This window comes from Streptomyces sp. NPDC111606, from assembly GCF_055656945.1.
In genome coordinates this window covers 208,050-228,040 of the sequence record NZ_JBVKBY010000010.1, presented here as the reverse complement: position 1 = coordinate 228,040, position 19,991 = coordinate 208,050, and the positions used below count along the sequence as shown (strand labels likewise).

The window sequence follows — 19,991 nt, the reverse complement described above, 5'->3', positions numbered from 1 at the left end:
GCCCCTACGGCCTTCCTGCCTCGGGCTTCCAGCCCCACGCGGTGAGCATGCCGGCCGACAGCGCGGCGCACTCCTGCGAGCCCAGGTACCTGATCGCGGTGTCGATACCCGCGTCGTCGACCAGGCCGGTGGCGAGCATCGCCGCCCTGCTCCGCTCCCAAGTGTCCGCCCAGAAAAGGCTGATGGGACTGCCGGGCACCAGCGGCGGCACGTGGATCTCGGCGGCGACCGGCACGAGTCCCGCCCCGCGCAACAGCTGTGGGTACGACGGCACCCAGGAGACATCGGTCCCGATGGCGGCCCGCAGCCCCTGCCACATCGCCCGCATCACCGCGGTGTACGGCGTGCCGGGCGCCCGGTCACTCGTCAGGTCGACCGCGTCGCTGAGCACCAGCACACCGCCGGGCGCGACCAGTTCGGCGAGCCTGGTGATCAGCCGGTCGTGCTCGGCCAGGTGCATCAGCACGAACCGCGCGTGGACGAGTCGGAATGTGCCGCGGACGGAATCCGGGGCCGTGAGGTCGGCTTCCAGCACATCCAGCCCGGGCGTGGGCCGCTCGGTGAGGAAACGTACGTCCCGGTCCACGGCCAGCACGCTGTCCACACCGGCCTCGCCCAACAGCCGACGGGAGACCGTGCCCGTTCCGGCACCGACGTCCAGGCAGCGCCAGCCGGGGCCGACCCCCAGCGCCCGCAGCCGTCCCATGGTGATGTCGTCGTAGGCCAGCGCACCGAAGTCGATACGCTCGCCCTCCCCCACCTGCTCGGGACGGAAGACGTCCTCGCCGTAACGGCCACCGCCGTACGCGCCCCCTCCCGGCGCGGCAGTCACGCCGCCGCCCGCCCGTCACCGAGCGTACGACCGGGCTCACAGGGCTCCGTGCCCCGCGCCCGAGCAGCGAGGATGGCGTCGTCGAACGGCTTCATGACCGACCTCCTCGCGCAGTCGAGCGATACCGGGGCGGCCCGCCTTGTGGCCTCCGTCCCACCGATCCTCCACCTCAGGCCGGCTGCGCCGCCCAGGCGCGCCGGGCCCCGAGCCGAACGGCCCAAGAAGGCCGCGGCTCGAAACGGCGTCGGCGCGCGTGCTCGGCGCGGCTGCTGCCGCTCGGTGAATCAATGCACCTGACGCCCGGACCGCGTCGTCCGCGCGAGCAGCACCGCCGCTCCCGCCGCCGCGCCCGCGACCCCCAGTACACCCGCGACCTTCCTGCCCTCGGAGGACAGGAAACTGCGTGAGGAACGCCAGGACAGCGCGGACCAGGTCGACTGGGCCGACAGCACCGACCCGGTGCTCAGCCACGACCCGAAGGACAGCAGCGACAGGCTGGAACCGATCGAGCCGACCGACAGCGCGCTGCCGATCGAGCCGATGGAGAGGGCCGACCCGACGGAGCCGATGGACAGCACCGATCCGACCGAACCGATCGACAGCACGGAGTCCTGCGACCACAGGGACAGCACTGCATGGGTGGCGCCGGAGGAGGCGTCCGGACGAGCCGGGGCCTGGGCCTGGTACGGCTTGCGCATGGCAGCATCCTGCCCGCGAACCCCGGACCGTGCCAACCGGACCGAACCAGCCTCACCCCCGCGTCCTCCGGTACGGCCGACGGTACGGAGAGGGCGCCCAGAGCAGACGTGCCCCCGTCATCCTCGCGATGGCCCGCAGGTGGGGTCCCGTGTTTCCGATGAACCAGACCGAACGATCGGCGTGCGGCCACACATAGGCCGGTACGCCGTCATCGAGGAGGGAGGTCAGCCGCGGCTCTTCGAGTGCCTCGGCCGCGAACTCGTAGAGCGCGGGAAGACGCGGGGCGATCAGGCCGTAGTCGAGCATGCGGGCGAGGGCGTGCTCGGCGAGGACGACTTCGTCGAGGGACCCGGCCACCGGGTACTCCCTCGGGAACGACCGGCCGAGGTCGAGGAACATCTTGACGCTCCGGTGGCGCGGGTCCACCAGCCTGGGGCCGAGGAAGGCCAGCCGTCGCCCCAGCGCGAGGCGCGGATTCGCCAGCATGGCATGGGTATAAAGAACTCGAATCAGCGCGACGTTCATCATGAATCGCTCTACTTTGAGTTCCTCGGACGCCAGGCTTTCATACTTCAGATAACCCGCGACAATGCTGGCGTTATGCGCCCGGTACCACCGGGTCGGCGAGGGTTCCGCAATGAAATCCATCCAGTACCGAACACTGTGGCTGCCGGCATTTCCTGAATTGCCGGCGGCCAAAAGACCTGCCTCGACCTTGTCCCGCAGCAGCATTTCATTGACTTTGCGCCACCACGGGCTGCCGGCCACAGCCGCGGTCTCCGGCTCCAGCACTCCGCGAGCGGCCGACCAGCGCATGAAGCTCAACTCGGCGTACCCGTATCGGGAGAAGCCGCCCGGCACCGCGTCATAGAACTCACGCGCCAGTGCAAGACGTTCAGCCGTGTCGCTCTGCGCGAGTTCCACCCGCTGCCGTGCGCGAGCGGCGGCGTCAGTCACGGTGACCCATTTGGATCGGCATCATGCAGAAACCTCATGAATTCGAGGACTGGATCGTTGTGCATTGTGCTCCGGTAACCGCACTCTAAGCCTCGTCCACCGCGTCCGTCCCGTCCGGGACGTGCGTCTCCTCGATCGGCGGCATGAACGCCCGCAGCCACCGTTCCGTCTGGGCTACGTGCGCCTGTGCGGCTCCTGCCGCCGCGACGGGGTCGTGGTCGGCGATGGCGGTGGCCAGGACGCGGTGGTCGTCGTCGCTCTTCCTGCGCAGTTCGGGGCCTTCGGGCAGGGTGAAGACCTGGTACTTGCGGGAGCGGGCGCGGAAGACCGCCAGGAGGGTGGCCAGGGTGGGGTTGCCGCCGACGCGGGCGATCTCGGCGTGGAAGCGGTGGTCGAGTTCGGAGGCCTTGGTGGGGTCGCTCGTGGCCTCCATGTCCTCGATGAGCGAGAAGAGCGTGCGCACCGCCTCCGGTGTGCACCGGGCCGCCGCCTGGGCGGCGACGTGGGCCTCGAGGACGCGCCGGATCTCGTAGACCTCCAAAAGGCCCGACAGCGGGAGGAGTTCGAGGGTCAGGGAGAGGCTGCCGATGACGTCCTCGGGCCTCAGTTGTGAGACGTACGTGCCCGAGCCGTGCCGCGGTTCGATGACACCGAGGGCGGCGAGCATCCGTACGGCCTCGCGCAGCGATCCCCGTGAGACGCCCAGTTCCTCGCAGAGGTCGCCCTCGGGCGGAATGCGCTCGCCCGGACCGAGGCGCCCCGACGCGATCATGTGCCGTAGGCCGTGGAACGCCTTCTCGACTGCGGACATCCGTCCCTCTTCCTCCCCTGACGGGTCCGCGATCATGCCGCGGCCCCTCGGAGCACTGTAGCGAGGTGTGGCGAGTCATCAGATGTGTCGGATGCATGCCGCCCGGAAGTCATCTGATGACTTTCACTGTACGACCCTTGTTTCCGCCGGAGAAGGTGTGCAGGATGCCGAGTCATCAGATGTGTCCGGCGGAGTCCGACCTTCCGTCGGCCCGCCCCTGCCCAGATCTGGAGTCCTGTGAGCGAGACCGAGGTGACCACGGCGCCGCGCCCTCTGCTGCTGGCGGACGGCCGGCCCGCCGACCGGGCGTGGTCGCTGGATCCTGCCCTCAAGCACCTGAACCACGGCTCCTTCGGGGCGGTTCCACTAGTGGCGCAGGAGCGGCAGGAACTGCTGCGTGTGGAGATGGAACGCTCACCCGTGGTGTGGTTCCCGGCACTGCCCCAGCGGCTCGCCGCCACCCGTGTCGAGCTCGCCGACTTCCTGCGCATCGACCCCGGGGACCTCGCCCTGGTGCCCAACGCCAGCGCCGGCGCGAGCGTCGTCTATGCCGCTCTCGCCCTCCGCCGGGGCGGGGAGATCGTCGTCACCGACCACGGCTACGGGGCTGTGACCATGGGTGCCGAGCGGCTTGCACGTCGGTGGGGCGGCCGGGTCCGTACCGCCCGGGTGCCGCTGGACGCGGACGCGGATCAGGCCTACGAGGCCGTGACCGACGAACTCGGCGAGGCCACCGAGCTCGTCGTCGTCGACCAGATCACCTCGGCGACCGCACGGCGGCTGCCGGTGGAACGCATCGGGGCGGAGGCCCGGCGGCGCGGCATCCCCGTCCTCGTGGACGGCGCGCACGCGCCCGGGCTCCTCGCCGCCCCGCTCGCCGACGCGACCTACGACGTCTGGACCGGCAACCTGCACAAGTGGGGCTGCGCCCCGCGCGGCACCGCGGCGCTGGTCGCCCGCGGCCCCTTGCGCGAGCGGCTCCACCCGCTCATCGACTCGTGGGCCGCGGCCGATCCCTACCCCGACCGGTTCGACCAGCAGGGCACCGTCGACGCCACCGCCTACCTGGCCGCGCCGACGTCCCTCGCCCTCATCGAGCGCACCTGGGGCTGGACCGCCGCCCGCCGCTACATGGACGACCTGGCCGACTACGGCGCCTGTGTCATCGGCGCCTCATTCGCCGAACTGACCGGCGCGGACACCGCGGTCGACGTCGGCATGCCCGTGCCCGGGATGCGCCTGGTGCGCCTCCCGGACGGACTCGCCGCCGACCGCGTCGAGGCCGACGCACTGCGCGACCGGGTGGCCCTCGAACTGGGCGTGGAGGCGGCGTTCACCAGCTTCGACGGCGTCGGCTACATGCGCCTGTCCGCCCACGTCTACAACACAGCCGCCGACTACGAGTACTTCGCCGAGGAATGCGTCCCCGTCCTCGGCAGGTGGGCACGAGAAAACCGAAGGAAGAGGTCAGCACAATGAGAAGAAGGACGGCAGTTCTCGCGCTCGGCACCGCCGCCGCGATGGTCCTGACCGGCTGTTCCACCATGAGCCCCGAGGCGAGCGGAACAGTCACCCTCAACATGGTCGAGAGCCTGACGAACCCGACCCGCACCGACCTGCTCAAGGACCTCATAGCCGACTTCGAGCAGCAGAACCCCAAGATCAAGGTCAACCTGGTCTCCCCGCCCACCGAGCAGGCCGACCAGAAGCTCCAGCAGATGCTGCAATCCGGCAGCGGGGTGGATGTCCTGGAGGTCCGCGACATCACCGTCGGGCCCTGGTCGAACAACGGCTGGCTCCACGACATGAAGAAGGACCTCGACGGCTGGAAGGGCTGGGAGGCGATGACGGAGAACGCCGTCAACGCCTCGCAGGACGCCAAGGGCAGGACGTACTTCGTCCCGTACGGCTTCTACGGCCTGAGCCTCTTCTACCGCACCGACCTGATCAAGGAAGCGGGCTTCAGCAAGCCGCCGGCGACCTGGGCGGAACTCGTGGAGCAGGCCTCCGCCATCCACGACCCGGCGAAGCGCCGCTACGGCTACGCGTTCCGCGGCGGCGCCAACTCCAACAGCAATGCCACCGCCGCCATCGAGGCCTACCTCGCCGACCAGGTCGACCCGGCCAACGGCTTCAAGCTCAAGGGCGGCCGTACGATCTTCTCCGCCCCGGAGGCGGAGGACGCCATGGAGAACTACCTCAAGCTCTTCAAGCAGGCGTCCCCCAAGTCGTCCGTGTCCTGGGGCTACCCGGAGATGGTCGAGGCCTTCTCCAACGGCTCGACGGCGTTCCTGCTCCAGGACCCCGAGGTGATCGCCACGGTCTCGGAGTCCAAGTCGATCTCGAAGGGCCAGTGGGGCACCGCGCCGCTGGTGGCCGGGCCGGGCGGCAAGACCGTACAGCCGCTGGCCACCGCCGGGTGGGGTGTCGCCAAGGGCAGCGGACACAAGGCCGAGGCGGTCAAGCTGGTCGAGTTCCTCTCGCAGGGCGAGGCGTCGACGACCTTCACCAAGAAGAACAGCCTGGTGCCCATCCTCAAGTCCGCGACCAGCGACCCCTTCTACAAGACCGGTCCCTGGTCGAGCTACGTCACCATGACCGAGCAGCCCGACAAATACCTGGTCGTCACCCAGCCCCGCGGCGTGACCTGGTGGGCCGAATGGCAGCAGAAGGCGGACGCCGACGTGCAGAAGCTGATCCTGGGCAAGACGACGCCCAAGAAGCTGCTCGCCGGCTGGGACGCGTACTGGACCGAGAAGTGGCAGCAGGAGCAGTAGGCATGTCCGTCACGTCCACACCTACAGCGAAGACGACGGGGCCGGGCAGGGGGGAGGCCTCCCGCAACCGAGGTCTCCCCCAACGGGGCGGCCGGAGGCGGGAGTTCACCACCCGGCGTGGCCTGCAGATCGCCGCCTTCATGGCGCCGGCCGCGGTCTTCGTAGCGGTCTTCACCTACTACCCCATGATCGCGGGCGGCCAAATGGCCTTCCGCAACTGGAAGTTGACCGACCTGACCGACACCTCATGGGTCGGGCTGAAGAACTTCAGCGACGTATTCGCCGACCCCGCCTGGGGCACCGTACTGGGCAACACCGGGGTCTGGGTGGTCGGCTCGATCGTCCCCCAGCTGGTGATCGGCTTCGCCCTCGCCCTGTGGCTGCGCCGGCGCTTCCGTTTCCGTGGCCTCTACCAGGCGCTGATCTTCTTCCCCTGGGCGATCTCCGGGTTCCTCATCGGCATCCTGTTCCGCTGGCTGTTCAACAGCGAGTTCGGCGTCGTCAACGACCTGCTGCAGAAGGCCGGTCTGATCGACGAGCCGATCGCCTGGCTGGCGGATCCGAAGACGGCCATGGTGGCCGTGCTCATCGCGAACATCTGGTACGGCGTCACCTTCTTCGCGATCATGATCCTGGCCGCTCTCCAGTCGATCCCCGACGAGCTCTACGAGGCGGCGGCGCTGGACGGCGCGAGCAAGTCACGCACGCTCTTTCAGATCACCATCCCGTACATCCGCACCACGCTGGCCCTGACCGTGCTTCTGCGGGTGATCTGGATCTTCAACTTCCCCGACCTGATCTTCGGCATGACCGGCGGCGGGCCGAACAACGAGACGCACATCGTGACCACCTGGATGATCAAGATCACTCAGCAGGGCGACTACGGCAGGGCCTCCGCGCTCGGCCTCCTCGTGGTGGCCGCGCTGCTGGTGTTCGCGGTGTTCTTCCTCATGGCCACGCGCGACAAGAAGGGGGTGCGGTCGTGATCGGCAAGGAGTCCACGGTCGGCCGGGTCGTCAAGTTCACCTTCCTCGGCGTGTGGCTGCTCTTCACCGTCTTCCCGCTCTACTGGATCACCGTCACCTCGCTCAAGGCACCCGGCGACATCTTCCACTTCCCGCTCGCCTACTGGCCCGAGCGCTTCTCCCTGGAGAACTACAGCGGTCTGTTCGGCACGGCCGACTTCGGGACGTACCTCACCAACAGTCTCGTCGTCTCCACCGTGGCGGGCGCGACGGCCACGGTGATCTCGATGCTCTCCGCGTATGTGCTGGCCCGCTTCGAGTTCCGCACGAAGTCCGCGCTGCTGATGGCCGCCCTGGTGACCCAGATGATCCCCTCGTTCATCGCACTCGGGCCGCTCTACCTGCTGATGACCGACCTGAAGCTGGTCGACAACCGCTTCGGCCTGACCCTCGTCTACATCGCGGTGTGCATCCCCTTCTGCACGGTGATGCTCCGCGGCTTCTTCGAGAACATCCCGGACGCGCTGGAGGAGGCCGCCATGATCGACGGCCTGTCCCGGTTCGCGGCGCTGTTCCGCGTCCTGTTGCCGGTGATGCGGCCGGGCATCGTCGCCGCCTTCATCTTCAACTTCGTCAACTGCTGGAACGAGCTGTTCCTGTCCGTGACGCTCATGAACAGCGACAGCAACAAGACCGTGCCCACGGCCCTGAACGGCTTCATCTCCAGCTTCAACATCGACTGGGGCTCGATGTCGGCGGCGGCCGTGCTCACGATTCTGCCCACCATGCTCCTCTTCGCCTTCGCCAGCCGGCACATCGTCCAAGGCCTCACCTCGGGGGCGGTGAAGGGCTGAGAGGGAGGCGGGCCGACCTGACGGGGCGAGTCGCGGGAATGCTTGCGGGCTCGCCCCGCGTTGCCACGAGCATGACGACGAACGCGCCGCAGCAGCCCGAGGTGCTGCGCTACACGGCCTTCTCGAGCACCGCCGACGGTGGAAACCCCGCCGGCGTCGTTCTGGACGCCAGTGCCCTGGACGACAACGACATGCTGGCCATCGCCGCCGACCTCGGATACTCGGAGTCCGCGTTCCTGACCGCGCCCCCGGACGACCTCGCCGGCCAGGCCGGACGGGCGTACACCATCCGGTACTTCAGCCCCAAGGCCGAGGTGCCGTTCTGCGGGCACGCCACCGTCGCGACCGCCGTCGCGCTCGCCGAACGGATCGGCTCCGGGGAGTTGGTGTTCGCGACCCGCGCGGGCACCGTGCCGGTGGAGGTCACCGAGGAGGGCGGGACGATCAGGGCCACGCTCACGAGCGTGGAACCGCACATCGAGGAGATCGCGGACGCCGACCTCACGGAGGCTCTCGCCGCGCTCGACTGGCCCGCCGCCGATCTCGACCCGGCCTTCCCGCCCCGTGTCGCCTTCGCCGGCGCCCGCCATCTCGTTCTCGCGGCGGCGACGCGCGCCCGCCTCGCGGATCTCAGCTACGACTTCACTCGCCTCGAAGCCCTGATGCACCGCCTGGACCTGACCACGGTTCAACTGGTGTGGCGGGAGTCCCCCACCGTGTTCCACGTCCGTGACCCCTTCCCCGTCGGCGGCGTCGTGGAGGACCCGGCGACCGGCGCCGCGGCCGCCGCGTTCGGTGCGTACGCCCGCGAGCTGGGCCTGGTCGAGGAGGACACCGTCCTCACGCTGCACCAGGGCACGGACTTGGGCCGCCCTGGTCAACTCACCGTGACGCTGCGCGCGGGTGACCCGCGGGTCCGAGTCGGTGGCGCGGGGACGCGCATCGGCTGAAGCACCTGTCACAGGCCCTCCCTCGCCGGGTTCATCTCCGGCGAGGGAGGGCCTTTTTACTTCGAGGCCTTCTGGCCCTACAGGCGGACGATTGGGTTAATTCCGGAGCAGTACAAGCATTTCAGCACCTGCGAACCTTCACCGTTCGTGCACAATTTGCGCGTCGCGGCGAGTGCGAAGGTGCAGCGTCATATGTGCACCGGCCGCGACCCTGCCGTCCGAGAGAAAGACAACGAGAGTGCGACAGATCCTCAGCAGGGCATTGGCCGTGGCCGCCACCACAAGCGCCCTGTCCCTGTGCGGCACATGGGCGTTCGCGGCCCACGATCCACAAGGCACGGAGGCGGATGCGCCCGCCGCGCCGTCGAGCCGTGCGTTCCAGTGGGACTTCCCGGACGAGCCGTTCGACGTCAAGCAGTTTGACGCCATGCACTCCAAGGTCGAAGACACCATGTCCCGGTTCGACAAGATGTGGGGACAGGACCAGCACAGCACATCCGGGCACCACACAGGCGAACCGTCCACGCACGACCGTGAGGAGTCGCACGGCCCGCGGGAAGCATCCGGATACGGACCCGAGGAACCGTCCGGGTACGGGCCGTCGGAACCGTCGGGGTATGGCCACGATGAGCCGACCGGCTACGGCTCGGAGGAACCGGCTGGGTACGGCCATGACGAACCGGCCGGATACGGCCCGGACGAACCGGCCGGATACGGCCCCGACGAACCAGCAGGGTACGGCCCGGACGAACCAGCCGGATACGGCCCCGAGGAGCCGCCCACGTCTCCGCCGCCGCACAGCACCCCGCCGGCCTCACCCTCGCCGACGCCGACCAGGCATGCACCCGAGAAGCCGATCCCCGCAGGGGAGTTGCCCGACACCGGCATCGATGAGGGTGTCCTGGCCGCCATGGCCGGCGGCGGAGCGCTGCTGGCAGCCGGAACCTTCCTGTACCGGCGAGGCCGGGCGGCGTCCCGCCGCTAGCGCATCACCAGCGGACGCCATCGCGGCGGCGCGGAGCCGATGTCTGCTCCGCGCCGCCGCGGGTGTGTGCACCAGCAGCCGCGCTGCTTCCCCGCGCACGCCCCTCCCCGTCGGCCGACCTGGAACTCATCGCCCCCGCAGGGAGCTCGCCGTCGCTCCGGTGCGTTCGCGGAGCAGGATGCGCAGGGTGTTGGCGTGTTCGTAGCCGACTTTGCGGGCGATCGCTTCGAGGGGGAGGTCCGTGGTCCGCAGCAGGTGCGAGGCGTGCTCGACGCGCAGGTCCTGGACGAAACGGACGGGGGAGGTACCGAGCGTGCGACGCACGATGCGCTGGAGCGTCCGTTCGCTGACGCCGAGGGTGCGTGCCGCGTCGGCGATCGAGACCGGCTGGTCCAGGTGCGCCCGGGCCCAGCGCTCGAAGGCCGCCAGCGTGGGGTCGCTCTGCGCGAGGGCCGAGGTGATCGTGTACGCCGCCTGCGACGGCCGCTCGTCGACGACGAGGTAGCGCGCGACCAGATCCGCGAGGGCGGGGCTGCTCATCCGTACGATCGCGAGCGCGAGGTCGACGTGCCCGAACGCCGCGCCGGCCGTGGTCACCCCGTCGGACATGGTGACCATGCGGGTCTCGTCGACGGTCACCGCCGGGTAGCGCTGACGGAAGTAGGGGGCGAGCCACCAACTCGTCGTGGCCCGGCGCCCGTCCAGCACCCCCGCCTCGGCCAGCAGGAACGTGCCCGTACAGGCGGACGCGATGGGGATGCGACGTTCGCGTGTCTCGGCCACCAGGCGTCGTACCGGCTCGGTGTCCGAACCCGACACATGGGCGATCAGCGCATCGGGCCGTCGCTCGGCCAGCGCGGGCACCAGCAGCAGGTCGGCCTCCTTCGCCGTGTCCATGGGGAGGGTCTCGACCACATGCCCCGCTCCGGTGCGGATCCGGCGGCGAAAGCCGACCGTGGAGACCTTCCAGGCGGGCGGCGGTTTGGGGATTTCCTCGCGCATGGCGTTCGCCCCGTCGATCACGTCGAGCAGGGCGGAGAGCCCGGAGTCGAACACACCGTCGTATGCCACCACAGCCACATCCATGACGGAAACGATATCGGACGCGTCGTTTCCGACGCTGGGCGAGGCGATTGCGGCGGCCTAGTTTTGTGGTGTCCGGACGACATCCGGTGCCCGGTACCAGCACCGAACGCTCACCGATGACCAGAGACAACCGCACGTTCGCCCATGACCACAGACAGGAATGCAGCATGACGAAGCTGGGGCTGCTGGCCCGGATCGAGGCCAGGCCGGAGTACGCCGAGAAGGTGGAGGCGCTGCTGCGGGACGCCGTCCAACTGGCGCAGCAGGAGGAGCACACCGTCACCTGGTACGCGTTCCGCCAGGGCGCGAGCACCTTCGGGGTCTTCGACACCTTTGCCGACGAGCAGGGGCGTCAGGGGCACCTGCAGGGAAAGATCGCCGCCGCGCTGATGGGGGCCGCCGAAACCATGCTCAGTGAGGCGCCGGACATCCGGCCGGTCGACCTCCTGGCGGTCAAGCTTCCCTGATCCCACCGCCGGCCGGCAGCACCCTGACCCGCGCTGCCGGCCGGCGCCCTCCGCACACCTGCGCATCGACCACGGCCCCGACCGGGCCGACCGAGGCAGACTTGAGGAAGAGAGAGATCATGGCACAGCCCGCCACCAAGGACGACAGCACCACCGGCGACGGGGTGCCGTCCGCCCGGTCCCGCTCGCGTACGCACACCTGGCAACCGCCGACCAGCTACGCGGCCGCCGGCGCCCATACGGGCATCGAGCTGGCCCGTATGAGCCTGGACGGCCGTCTGCCCGAGGCCCCGATCTGCACGACCCTCGGATTTCGCCTGGTGGCGGTCGAGGAGGGGCAGGCCGTCTTCGAGGGCGAGCCCGGAGAACACCTCTTCAACCCCATGGGCACGGTCCACGGAGGCTATATGGCCACCCTCCTCGACTCAGCGCTCGGCACCGCCGTACTGAGCGCCCTGCCGGCCGGCCGCGCCTACACGACCGTCCAGCTCGGCGTGAACATGGTCAGGCCGGTGCTCGACTCCACTCCCACGCTGCGTTGTGAGGGCACCGTCGTCCATGTCGGCCGTACGACCGCGACCGCGCAGGCGCGGCTCGTCGGAGCAGCCGACGGGAAGCTTTATGCGCACGGGACCGCCACCTGCGCCGTCTTCCCGCTGCCCGGCGCGGACTGAGGGAGCGTATGAACGAGGTGAAACGGACGACGGTCGTCAACATGAAAGGGCATCGCGACGACCCGGACTACGCGGACGTCGTCTACGTCGGCCGCGCGATGCGCCGGGGCGGATGGGACCTCGATGCCTCACCGCTCGCGAGTCCCTTCCGGCCCGGCCGGGACGGTACCCGGGAGGCGGTGATCGACAAGTACCGGGCACATCTGCTGAGCCGTCCGGATCTGCTCGAGCTGCTGCCGGCGCTGCGTGGCCGCAGGCTCGGCTGCTGGTGTGTCCCGCAACCGTGCCACGCGCAGGTCATCGCCGAACTCGCCGACTCACTCGCGCCGTAGAGCCCAGGTCCCGGACGCGGGCCGATCCATGGCGCGGCCCGGTCCGTGTTTCACGCCTCCGCCACGAAGCGCTCGGCAACGCCCAGAGCGGCGGCCATGATGCTGAGCTGCGGATTCACCTCCGGGCAGCTCGGCAGCACGGACCCGTCGGCGATGAGCACACCGTGCACGCCACGCAGGCGCCCCTCGGCGTCGGCCGGCGACCGCTCGGGGTCCGTCCCGGCGGCGGCCGTACCCGTGGGATGGAACGCGGACATGTGCAGGTGCCGCGCGGTCACCGTGTCGAGCAGCGCCTCCAGTTGCTCGGGGGTACGAGCTCGTGGGGCGTGCGGGACGCCGGTGAGTACCTCCTCGGCGCCGGCGGCGAACAGCAGGCGGCCCATGGCTCGTTGGGCTCGCAGCAGGCGGCGGGCGTCGCGCGGCGCCAGGTCGTAGCGCAGCAGCGTGTGGTCCCGGCCGAGGACCCGGCCCGAGGGGCGGTCGGCGACCATGGCCCCGAGTGTCGCCAGTTGCTCGGTCTCCTCCACTTCGCGGCGCAGTTCGCGTCCGACGCCCGGCAGCACGAAGGAAGTCATGCCCGGGGGCGCCGCGGTGGCTTCGATCAGGATGCCGTCGGAGTGCAGTTCCTCCACGCCGACGCTCTGCAGGACCCCTTTCCAGCCGGTGACCGGGCGGCTGAAGCGGCCCGCGACGCTGATGGCCGGGTGCACGCTGAGGTTGCGGCCGATCCGCGGGTGACCGCCGAGGCCGGAGCGGCGCAGCAGTTGCGGGGTCTGCAGGGCGCCGGCGGCGACCACGACCAGGGAACTGAGGATCTCCAGTTCACTGCCGCCGGGGCGGCCGACCACCACTCCGGCGGCCCTGAGGCCGCCGGGCCGGTCGCGGTCGGTGAGGATCCGCAGGACACGGGCGCCCGTCATGATCGCGGCGCCGGCCGCGCAGGCGTCGGGAAGCACGGAGAGCTGGACGCTCTGCTTGGCGCCCGTGGGGCAGCCGACGACACACTGGCACGAGCCGCGGCAGCCGGGGGCGTTGCGGCGCAGGGGCGCCGCGGCCCAGCCGAGCTCCTTCGCTCCGGCCAGGGCGAGCAGTCCGTTGTTGCCCAGGACGTCCAACGGCTGCCGTGCCACTCGAAGGGAGCGTTCCACCTCGTCGAGGCGTGTGTCGAAGCCCTCGGCGACGTCGAAGCCGTGGTGGCTCAGCCAGCGGGTGACGACGTGGTCCGGAGTGCGGTAGCAGGTGCCGGAGTTGACGACGGTGGTGCCGCCGACCGCCCGGCCGACGGGCAGGACCAGCGGCGGGTTCCCGAGGGCGATCGTGGCGCCGCCGTCCCGGTAGAGGTCGGTGAAGCGGTCGAGCGGAGCCCTCCGCCCGAACGACGCGGTGGTGTGGTGCTCCCCCTCCTCGACCATGACGACTCGCAGCCCGGCGCGGGCCAGCGTCCGGGCGGCCATCGCGCCGCCCGCTCCCGATCCGACGACGACGGCGTCGGCGGTGGAACGGGTCGGCCACTCACGCGAAGGGGTGCAGTCGAGCGGCGGATCGTCGGCGGCGGCCACTGGGCTTGCGGGGCCTTGATGCGCCGTCCGTTCGGTACCGGCCGCCAGCAGCACCGGTACCTTCACCGCGTCCAGCAGGGGCAGCAGGGACCGGTGCGAGGCGAGCGACGCCATGACGTGCTCGCGTTCCACGGGTCCGAGTGCGGGCAGCCGCCGGCCGGTGCGGGCCACGGCGTAGGCGTTGATGGCCTTGGTCGCGCCGTGTATCGCGGTGCGGGCGGGGGCAGGCATGGCTGCCAGGAGCGTCTCGAGGCGCCTTGGCACGGCCCGGGTCCAGTCGGCCGTGCCGTCGTCCGCGAGCAGCGCCGCGGCAAGAGCCGTAAGTCCAGGGGAAGTTGAGGGAGTCATCGGTCACCGACCTCCGCGTGGGCGGTGCCGGAGAGCCGCCAGGTGGCCTCCTGCCGCCATGTGCCCCACCAGCGTTCCACGCTGACCACGGCGTCCGCGGTCTCGGTGTTGCGGCAGACCGCGGGAGATCCGTCGGGGTCGGTGTAGTCGAGGGCCAGCGTCCGCTCCGGCGGCTGGGTCACCGTCACCCGGATGCGGCGCCGGCCCGCGCGGCCGGTCACGTGCCACTCGGGCAGGCCGATGTCAGCCCGGAACCGGCCGAGCCCCGCCCAGCCCACGGCGGCGCGCTCCGCACGACGGGGCCAGGCACGCCCGTTCTGCAGCAGGCGCAGGAACACCAGGGGTGGCAGTCGGTCGAGTCCACGGCGCATGGACACCGCGGCAACGATCTCCAGGATGTCGCCGCCGCCCAGGTCCGCGTGCAGCCACGCCCAGCGTCGGGCGTTGCCGTGGCCGTAGATGCGGGCGCTCGCGCCGACCGCGCGGTCCAGCCGCAGCTCGTTGGCTCCGTACCGGACGGTTCCGCTGTAGTGGCAACGGGCGGCCGGCAGCATGTGGCTGGCCGGCAGCCAGGGGCGCCGCCAGGACCAGCGGGGAAAGGTGTGGACCGGGCCGCTCAGGGGCGTCTCGGTGAGCGACCAGGTGAACGGCCCCGCGGAACCGGTGAGACGGCCGGGCCGGGCGCTGATCTCCTCGGTGGCGAAGCCCTGTTGGTCCTCCGACCACGGCACGGGGCCGAAGCGTGCGTGCTCGGCGGGGCCGTCCTTCGGGAAGACGGCGACCCAGCCGTGCGCGTAGGCGCCGGAGCCATCGCTGGGCGCCACCACTTCATGGTGCAGCCACATTCCGCTGCCGGTCGCCGGATCGGTGAGCGTCGTGTACCAGACCTCCGTGCGCCCCGGGTTGCCGTCCCAGCGCGGGGCCAGATCCTGCCCGCCGGATGCGGGGGTGGACTGCGCAGCGCGCGGGAAGCGGAAGCTCGCGAGGAAGGGCAACAGGCCGGTGGCGAGGGGGAAGCGGAGTGTGCCCTCGCCCACCGGTTCGCCGTCCTCGTAGAGGGTGTACGGCAGCGTGGTCATCGAAGAGAGCGGGCGCGCCGGCGAGATGGACTTCCAGCCGTCCAGCTCCAGGCGCCGGCCCTCCATGGCGAACGTGATCCGGTAGCGGATCCTGCGGTGGGCCAAGGGCGAGATCTCCAACTCACCGACGGCTTCGGCATCGTCCGCCCGCCCGGCTATGCGCACCCTTCCCGTCATGCGCGCCTGAGTCGTGCGGTGCGGCAGCATCAGGTCATCGGAGCGGACCACGAGGTCCAGGCGTACAGGGCGCTCACGGTCCTCGTCGCTCAGGTGCACGCGACCCAGCATCGCCTCCTGGAACACCGTTCCGCGTGGGGTCACAGCGCACCGTCCCGGCGTTCGCGCGAACGCGCCAGTCCCTCGAGCATGATGCGTTCCGTCGCCGACAGATAGGCGCCCGCCGCGACGCGCGCCGCCTCGGGGTCGCGGGCGGCCACGGCCTCGACGACCGGTGCCAGACGATCGTGGGCCGCCCGGGCCTCCGTGAAAGGTCCGACCAGCGCTGCTCGGACCGGCAGATAGGCGTTGAACAGGGTGTTGGTCAGCAGGACATACACGCGGTTGCCCGTGGCTCGGGCGAGCGCCCGGTGCACCTCGGCGTCCGCCAGCTGGACGTCGTCGCCGCCGTCCGCGTCCCCGACCGCTGCCAGCAGCGCCCGCAGCTCGGCGACCTGGGCCTCGGTGGCCCGGTCCGCGGCACGCTCCGCGATCAACGCACCGATGCTGCGCCGCACTTCGAAGATCTCCCCGATCCAGTCCGGACTGTGCCGCACGAGCATCGGCAGCAGATCCGCTCCGCCGAGGCGCAGGAAATCCCGGACGCGGGTCCCCACTCCGTGCCGTGTCTCCAGCAGCCCCGACTGCGCCAGCCGGCCGAACGCATGCTTGAGCGTGGTGCGGTTGACCCCGAATTCGTCGGCAAGTTCACGCTCGGGAGGCAGATAGCTCCCCGCCGGATGCCGCCCGGCGAGAATGTCCTCGCGCAGCCGTTTCTCAAGGACGTCGACGACGGTCTCGCGTGGCAGTGCTTCCATCCCGGATCTCCAAGCGCACGGTGGATCAGTGACTCATCCACTGAACCACTAAGATTGACCTCGGGTCAACGGACGCTCCGTGGAACGGAGTTCGACGGGGGGGCGGCGCGGCCGCCATCGCGCCTGGGCACGCGTACTCTTCCCGCGCCGCACGATCCGTCGACCGCCACGGTGCTCCGCTGCTCGTGCCGACCCAGCCGGCACGAGCAGCGGAGGCGGCGAGGTCACGTCACGCGACGGCAGTGCCCTCGAGCTCGATCATCAGGGTGGGGATCGCCAGCCGTGTCACCCCGAGCATCGTGGTGGTCGGCGCCACCCCGGCGGCTCCCAACCGGGACGCCAGCACGCCGTAGTGCTGGAAGAGCAGGTCGACGTCGGTGGTGTAGACATTGAGCCGGACGAGGTTCACGAGGGACATGCCGGCCTCCCCGAGCACGGCCTCAAGGTTGTCGAGGCTCAGCGCCAACTGCGCCGCCATGTCACCGTCATGCTGGGGCTTGCCGTCGCCGCTCATCGCTGTCTGTCCGGAGCAGTACAGGGTCCGGGTGTGCCCAGAGACGATCTCACCCTGGTTGTAACCCATCTCCACCGACCACGTCCACGGGTTGATCGTCGTGCGCTCCACAGCCACATCAGCTCCACTCGGTTCATCGACAGTGAGTACGTCCACCGACTCCGTGGCCGCCCATCCCTGACGTCGTGTTGAGAGCCTCTCAACCAACCACGACACCCTGTGTCATGTATTCGGTAGGGTTTCTCGTATGCGCGCCGACCGGTTGGTATCGCTGGTGCTGCTGCTGCGCCAACGCGGTCGGTTGTCAGCGGCCACACTGGCCCGCGAGCTGGAGGTGTCCACCCGCACCGTGCTGCGCGACGTGGAGGCCCTGTCCGTGGCCGGGGTCCCGATCTACGCCGAACGCGGCCGGCACGGCGGTTTCGCGTTGTTGCCGGGATTCCAGACGGAGCTCACCGGCCTGAACCACGACGAGGCGCTCGCCCTCCTGGTCGCCGGATCACGGCGCGGCGCGCAGGTGTTCGGCCTCGGCTCCGCGCTCGCTTCGGCCATGCTCAAGTTGGTTGACGCGCTACCCGAGAGCTATCGGGACACCGCGGCCGGTGCCGCGCAGCGACTGCTCATCGACCCGGAGACGGACCTTCTGTCGCGCCGCTCGGCCGCCGAGGAGGTGCCCGACACCGTTGTGGCCGAGGTCCGGCGCGCGGTGTTCGCCGGACACAAGCTGCGCATCCACTATGCGGCCGTGGACCAGACCCCGAAGTGGCGAACGGTGGACCCGATCGGCCTGGTCACCGTACGCGACCAGGGCTACTTGCTGGCCACGAGGTCTGGTGAGGACCGCACTTACCGGCTGTCCCGGGTGCTGGCCGCCGAGGAACTCGACGAACCCGCGCAGCGCCCGGACCGAGTCGACCTGGACCGAACCTGGCAGGAACGCAGCACGCAGTTTCGGACCGGCGGCGACCAAGTCACCGTGCTGGTACGGGTGGACCCGGCCCGGCGGAAGGACCTGGCGGGCACCGCGCTGGCCGTCCACGCCGAAGAAGCCGACGCAGACGGCTGGCTGCGGCTGGAGGTTTCCTTCCAGGATTCCCGACATGCCGAATGGGCGCTGTGGCAGCTCGCCACGCAGGCGGAAGCCCTGGCCCCGCAGTGGTTGCGCAACTCCCTGCGCGACCGCGCCTCCGCGATCGCCGGTCGCTATGGAGAGTCGGCCTGAGAGTTGTCGCCTTCTGCGGGCGGCCGCCGACACGAACTGGGGCCGCGTCGAGCACCATCGTGCCCACCCACATGCTCACAAACTTCAGGCCATTTCACACCCGGGCACATCGGCCACGCATTCAACCCAGCGCTCAGAATGGAGAACCGCCCACCTCCTCCATCATGTGCGCCACCCAGTCAATCAAGACACTAATTGACTGAGCAACCGAGTCTGAATTGCAGCGACAGAAAGCGCTACAACTCTTCCACCCTGAGATGAGAGCAACCAGGTGGGTACTTCGGGGCACGAGCACCACAAACAGAAGGGAGATACACCATGCAACCAATGACACGCTGGGCAGGAACAGGAGCACTGCTCGCCGCGGCCCTTGCGGGACCGCTGAGCATGCCCGCCCACAGCGCCCCCGCCTCGCTTTACGCCCCGTCGTCCCTGGTTCTGACGACCGGTCACGGCGAGAGGGCGGCCACGACAGCACCCGAGCGTGCGGTGACGCTGAACTGTGCGTACACCACGTCCGGTACTCACCCGGACCCGCGACAGGCATGCGGGGAACTGGACCGCGTGAACGGCGACCTCGACCGCTTGGCCACACTCGGCGGAAATGAGACCGGGCGAGCCTGCACGAGGGAATACCGCCCCATTGTCGTCACCGTTCAAGGTGTGTGGCGCGGTATACGCGTGGACTATGAGCACACCTTCGCGAATCCTTGCATCAAGGAAACGCAGGGCGCTTCGGCATTCGCGTTCTGAGCCACTACGGCCGCACGGCGCCTACGGGCCCCCTCGCCCTTGAGCCCGTGAACTCGTCGGCGAGTTCACGCTCGGGCGAATCTCCTCGCGCAACCGTGACCGAAGAACGTCGATGACGGTTTCGCGTGGCAGTGGTTCCATGCCGGCATCTCCAACCGTGCTGTGGGTTATTGACCCATCTGCTCAACCATCAAGGTTGACCCGGGTCAACGACGCCTGCGCGGAGTGGAGTTCGGCCTTCGGGTTCACCGGCATGGGACCGGGGGCGTGGGACCGACGCCCGGGTTCGGGCCAAGCTCCACCGTTTCCGGTCAGCGGTCGTCGCCTGACTGGTGCACGCCGCTCATCGGTGGTTCACCGCCGGCCCCGGGCCTGCGGCGATCGATGAGGGTCGGTGCGTACGTGTGCGCGCACCCCCTGCAGGCCGAACAGGATGAGAAGCTCGACCGCGCCGCCGTCGGCGCTGCCAAGCCAGTGGGGCAAGGACGTGTCGAACTCGGCTGCCTCACCGGGCGGAAGCGTCAGGTCGCGCTCGCCGGTCACCAGCCGCAGGCGTCCGTTGAGCACATAGAGCCATTCGAAGCCTTCGTGGGTCTGCGGGGTCGGTTCCAGTGGTTCCGCCGAGGCAGGGATGACCATCTTGAACGCGTGCACCCCGCCCGGTCGCCGGGACAGGGGCACGAACGTCATCCCGAACCGCTCGATCGGCTTGAGGTGGATCCGGGGGTCGCCGGTGCGCGGGGCGCCGACGAGCTCGTCCAACGGAACGTCATAGGTACGGGCCAGCGGCAGCAGCAATTCCAGACTCGGCCGACGCAGCCCGCTCTCCAGCCGGGACAGAGTGCTCTCCGACACGCCGGTCGTCGCCGCGAGCTCGGCGAGGGTGATGCCGGAGGCCCGACGCAGCGCACGAAGGCGCGGCCCCACCCCGTCCAGCACGTCGTCGTCCGTCTTGCGTTCCATCAGGCCATCTTGCCGTAACCGCAAGATTCCGTGCCAGGTCGAGGGGTGCCTGGCAAGACTGAGTGCATTGCACCACCGATGCGGTCGCGTTCCGGGACTGCGTCCACGCCCCCCGGACCCGCGGAGAGTC

The 19,991-nt window shown here is 69.8% G+C and carries 21 protein-coding genes; 11 read left to right on the top strand and 10 right to left on the bottom strand.

Translation table 11 applies throughout. From position 1 onward, the window contains the following. Positions 1-4: 4 nt before the first annotated feature. The 4 genes from ACZ7M7_RS32060 to ACZ7M7_RS32045 all read right to left on the bottom strand — a co-directional run bounded on the left by ACZ7M7_RS32060 (position 5) and on the right by ACZ7M7_RS32045 (position 3,299). Complete coding sequence (locus tag ACZ7M7_RS32060; protein ID WP_472122918.1) at positions 5-832, bottom strand: class I SAM-dependent methyltransferase; 828 nt, start codon at positions 830-832, stop codon at positions 5-7. A 284-nt stretch (positions 833-1,116) separates the two neighbouring features. Then, positions 1,117-1,530, bottom strand: a complete 414-nt coding sequence (locus tag ACZ7M7_RS32055) for a hypothetical protein (RefSeq protein ID WP_472122915.1) — start codon at positions 1,528-1,530, stop codon at positions 1,117-1,119. A 52-nt stretch (positions 1,531-1,582) separates the two neighbouring features. Then, positions 1,583-2,488, bottom strand: a complete 906-nt coding sequence (locus ACZ7M7_RS32050; RefSeq protein WP_472122913.1) for a hypothetical protein — start codon at positions 2,486-2,488, stop codon at positions 1,583-1,585. 85 nt (positions 2,489-2,573) lie between these two features. Continuing rightward, entirely contained in the window at positions 2,574-3,299 is a 726-nt protein-coding gene (locus ACZ7M7_RS32045; protein WP_383605654.1) for a FadR/GntR family transcriptional regulator, read from the bottom strand. A 237-nt stretch (positions 3,300-3,536) separates the two neighbouring features. Between ACZ7M7_RS32045 and ACZ7M7_RS32040 the strand changes: the two genes are divergently transcribed. From ACZ7M7_RS32040 to ACZ7M7_RS32015, 6 genes are all read left to right on the top strand, one after another. Beyond that, positions 3,537-4,778 carry an aminotransferase class V-fold PLP-dependent enzyme gene (locus ACZ7M7_RS32040; protein WP_472122909.1) on the top strand — a complete coding sequence of 414 codons (1,242 nt, stop codon included), beginning with the start codon at positions 3,537-3,539 and terminating at the stop codon, positions 4,776-4,778. Further along, positions 4,775-6,076, top strand: a complete 1,302-nt coding sequence (locus tag ACZ7M7_RS32035) for an ABC transporter substrate-binding protein (RefSeq protein ID WP_472122906.1) — start codon at positions 4,775-4,777, stop codon at positions 6,074-6,076. The genes ACZ7M7_RS32040 and ACZ7M7_RS32035 overlap by 4 nt, the downstream gene beginning before the upstream one ends. A 2-nt stretch (positions 6,077-6,078) precedes the next feature. Beyond that, positions 6,079-7,062 carry a carbohydrate ABC transporter permease gene (locus ACZ7M7_RS32030; RefSeq protein WP_472122903.1) on the top strand — a complete coding sequence of 328 codons (984 nt, stop codon included), beginning with the start codon at positions 6,079-6,081 and terminating at the stop codon, positions 7,060-7,062. After that, entirely contained in the window at positions 7,059-7,895 is an 837-nt protein-coding gene (locus ACZ7M7_RS32025) for a carbohydrate ABC transporter permease (RefSeq protein ID WP_383605666.1), read from the top strand. The genes ACZ7M7_RS32030 and ACZ7M7_RS32025 overlap by 4 nt, the downstream gene beginning before the upstream one ends. A gap of 71 nt (positions 7,896-7,966) precedes the next feature. Then, entirely contained in the window at positions 7,967-8,845 is an 879-nt protein-coding gene (locus ACZ7M7_RS32020) for a PhzF family phenazine biosynthesis protein (protein WP_451174549.1), read from the top strand. Positions 8,846-9,113: 268 nt separating this feature from the next. After that, entirely contained in the window at positions 9,114-9,830 is a 717-nt protein-coding gene (locus tag ACZ7M7_RS32015; protein ID WP_472122899.1) for an LPXTG cell wall anchor domain-containing protein, read from the top strand. 126 nt (positions 9,831-9,956) lie between these two features. Here the strand turns inward: ACZ7M7_RS32015 and ACZ7M7_RS32010 are convergent, their stop codons facing one another. Then, positions 9,957-10,916, bottom strand: coding sequence for a GlxA family transcriptional regulator (locus tag ACZ7M7_RS32010; protein ID WP_472122896.1), 960 nt, complete (start codon positions 10,914-10,916; stop codon positions 9,957-9,959). Positions 10,917-11,083: 167 nt separating this feature from the next. On the opposite strand from ACZ7M7_RS32010, the gene ACZ7M7_RS32005 reads away from it, so the two are divergent. The 3 genes from ACZ7M7_RS32005 to ACZ7M7_RS31995 all read left to right on the top strand — a co-directional run bounded on the left by ACZ7M7_RS32005 (position 11,084) and on the right by ACZ7M7_RS31995 (position 12,389). Further along, the gene (locus tag ACZ7M7_RS32005) at positions 11,084-11,383 is read left to right on the top strand and encodes a putative quinol monooxygenase (protein WP_472122893.1); all 300 of its coding nucleotides are present in this window, start codon (positions 11,084-11,086) and stop codon (positions 11,381-11,383) included. A 119-nt stretch (positions 11,384-11,502) separates the two neighbouring features. Then, complete coding sequence (locus tag ACZ7M7_RS32000) at positions 11,503-12,057, top strand: PaaI family thioesterase (RefSeq protein WP_472122890.1); 555 nt, start codon at positions 11,503-11,505, stop codon at positions 12,055-12,057. Between the two features lie 17 nt (positions 12,058-12,074). Further along, positions 12,075-12,389 carry a DUF4326 domain-containing protein gene (locus ACZ7M7_RS31995; RefSeq protein ID WP_383606225.1) on the top strand — a complete coding sequence of 105 codons (315 nt, stop codon included), beginning with the start codon at positions 12,075-12,077 and terminating at the stop codon, positions 12,387-12,389. Positions 12,390-12,439: 50 nt separating this feature from the next. On the opposite strand, the gene ACZ7M7_RS31990 is transcribed toward ACZ7M7_RS31995, so the two are convergent. The 4 genes from ACZ7M7_RS31990 to ACZ7M7_RS31975 all read right to left on the bottom strand — a co-directional run bounded on the left by ACZ7M7_RS31990 (position 12,440) and on the right by ACZ7M7_RS31975 (position 17,034). Continuing rightward, entirely contained in the window at positions 12,440-14,296 is a 1,857-nt protein-coding gene (locus ACZ7M7_RS31990) for a GMC family oxidoreductase (RefSeq protein ID WP_472122887.1), read from the bottom strand. Beyond that, entirely contained in the window at positions 14,293-15,696 is a 1,404-nt protein-coding gene (locus tag ACZ7M7_RS31985) for a hypothetical protein (protein WP_472122884.1), read from the bottom strand. The genes ACZ7M7_RS31990 and ACZ7M7_RS31985 overlap by 4 nt, the downstream gene beginning before the upstream one ends. Continuing rightward, the gene (locus ACZ7M7_RS31980) at positions 15,693-16,409 is read right to left on the bottom strand and encodes a FadR/GntR family transcriptional regulator (protein WP_472122881.1); all 717 of its coding nucleotides are present in this window, start codon (positions 16,407-16,409) and stop codon (positions 15,693-15,695) included. The genes ACZ7M7_RS31985 and ACZ7M7_RS31980 overlap by 4 nt, the downstream gene beginning before the upstream one ends. Before the next feature lie 229 nt (positions 16,410-16,638). Next, on the bottom strand, positions 16,639-17,034 hold the full coding sequence (locus tag ACZ7M7_RS31975) for a RidA family protein (RefSeq protein WP_472123321.1): 396 nt from the start codon (positions 17,032-17,034) through the stop codon (positions 16,639-16,641). Positions 17,035-17,170: 136 nt separating this feature from the next. Between ACZ7M7_RS31975 and ACZ7M7_RS31970 the strand changes: the two genes are divergently transcribed. Continuing rightward, a complete protein-coding gene (locus tag ACZ7M7_RS31970; protein ID WP_472122878.1) occupies positions 17,171-18,145 on the top strand; it encodes a helix-turn-helix transcriptional regulator in 975 nt (324 codons plus the stop codon). Between the two features lie 318 nt (positions 18,146-18,463). Beyond that, positions 18,464-18,898, top strand: a complete 435-nt coding sequence (locus ACZ7M7_RS31965) for a subtilase-type protease inhibitor (RefSeq protein ID WP_472122875.1) — start codon at positions 18,464-18,466, stop codon at positions 18,896-18,898. Positions 18,899-19,252: 354 nt separating this feature from the next. Here ACZ7M7_RS31965 and ACZ7M7_RS31960 read toward each other — a convergent pair whose 3' ends face one another. Then, entirely contained in the window at positions 19,253-19,861 is a 609-nt protein-coding gene (locus ACZ7M7_RS31960) for a helix-turn-helix domain-containing protein (RefSeq protein WP_472122873.1), read from the bottom strand. Positions 19,862-19,991 lie beyond the last annotated feature (130 nt).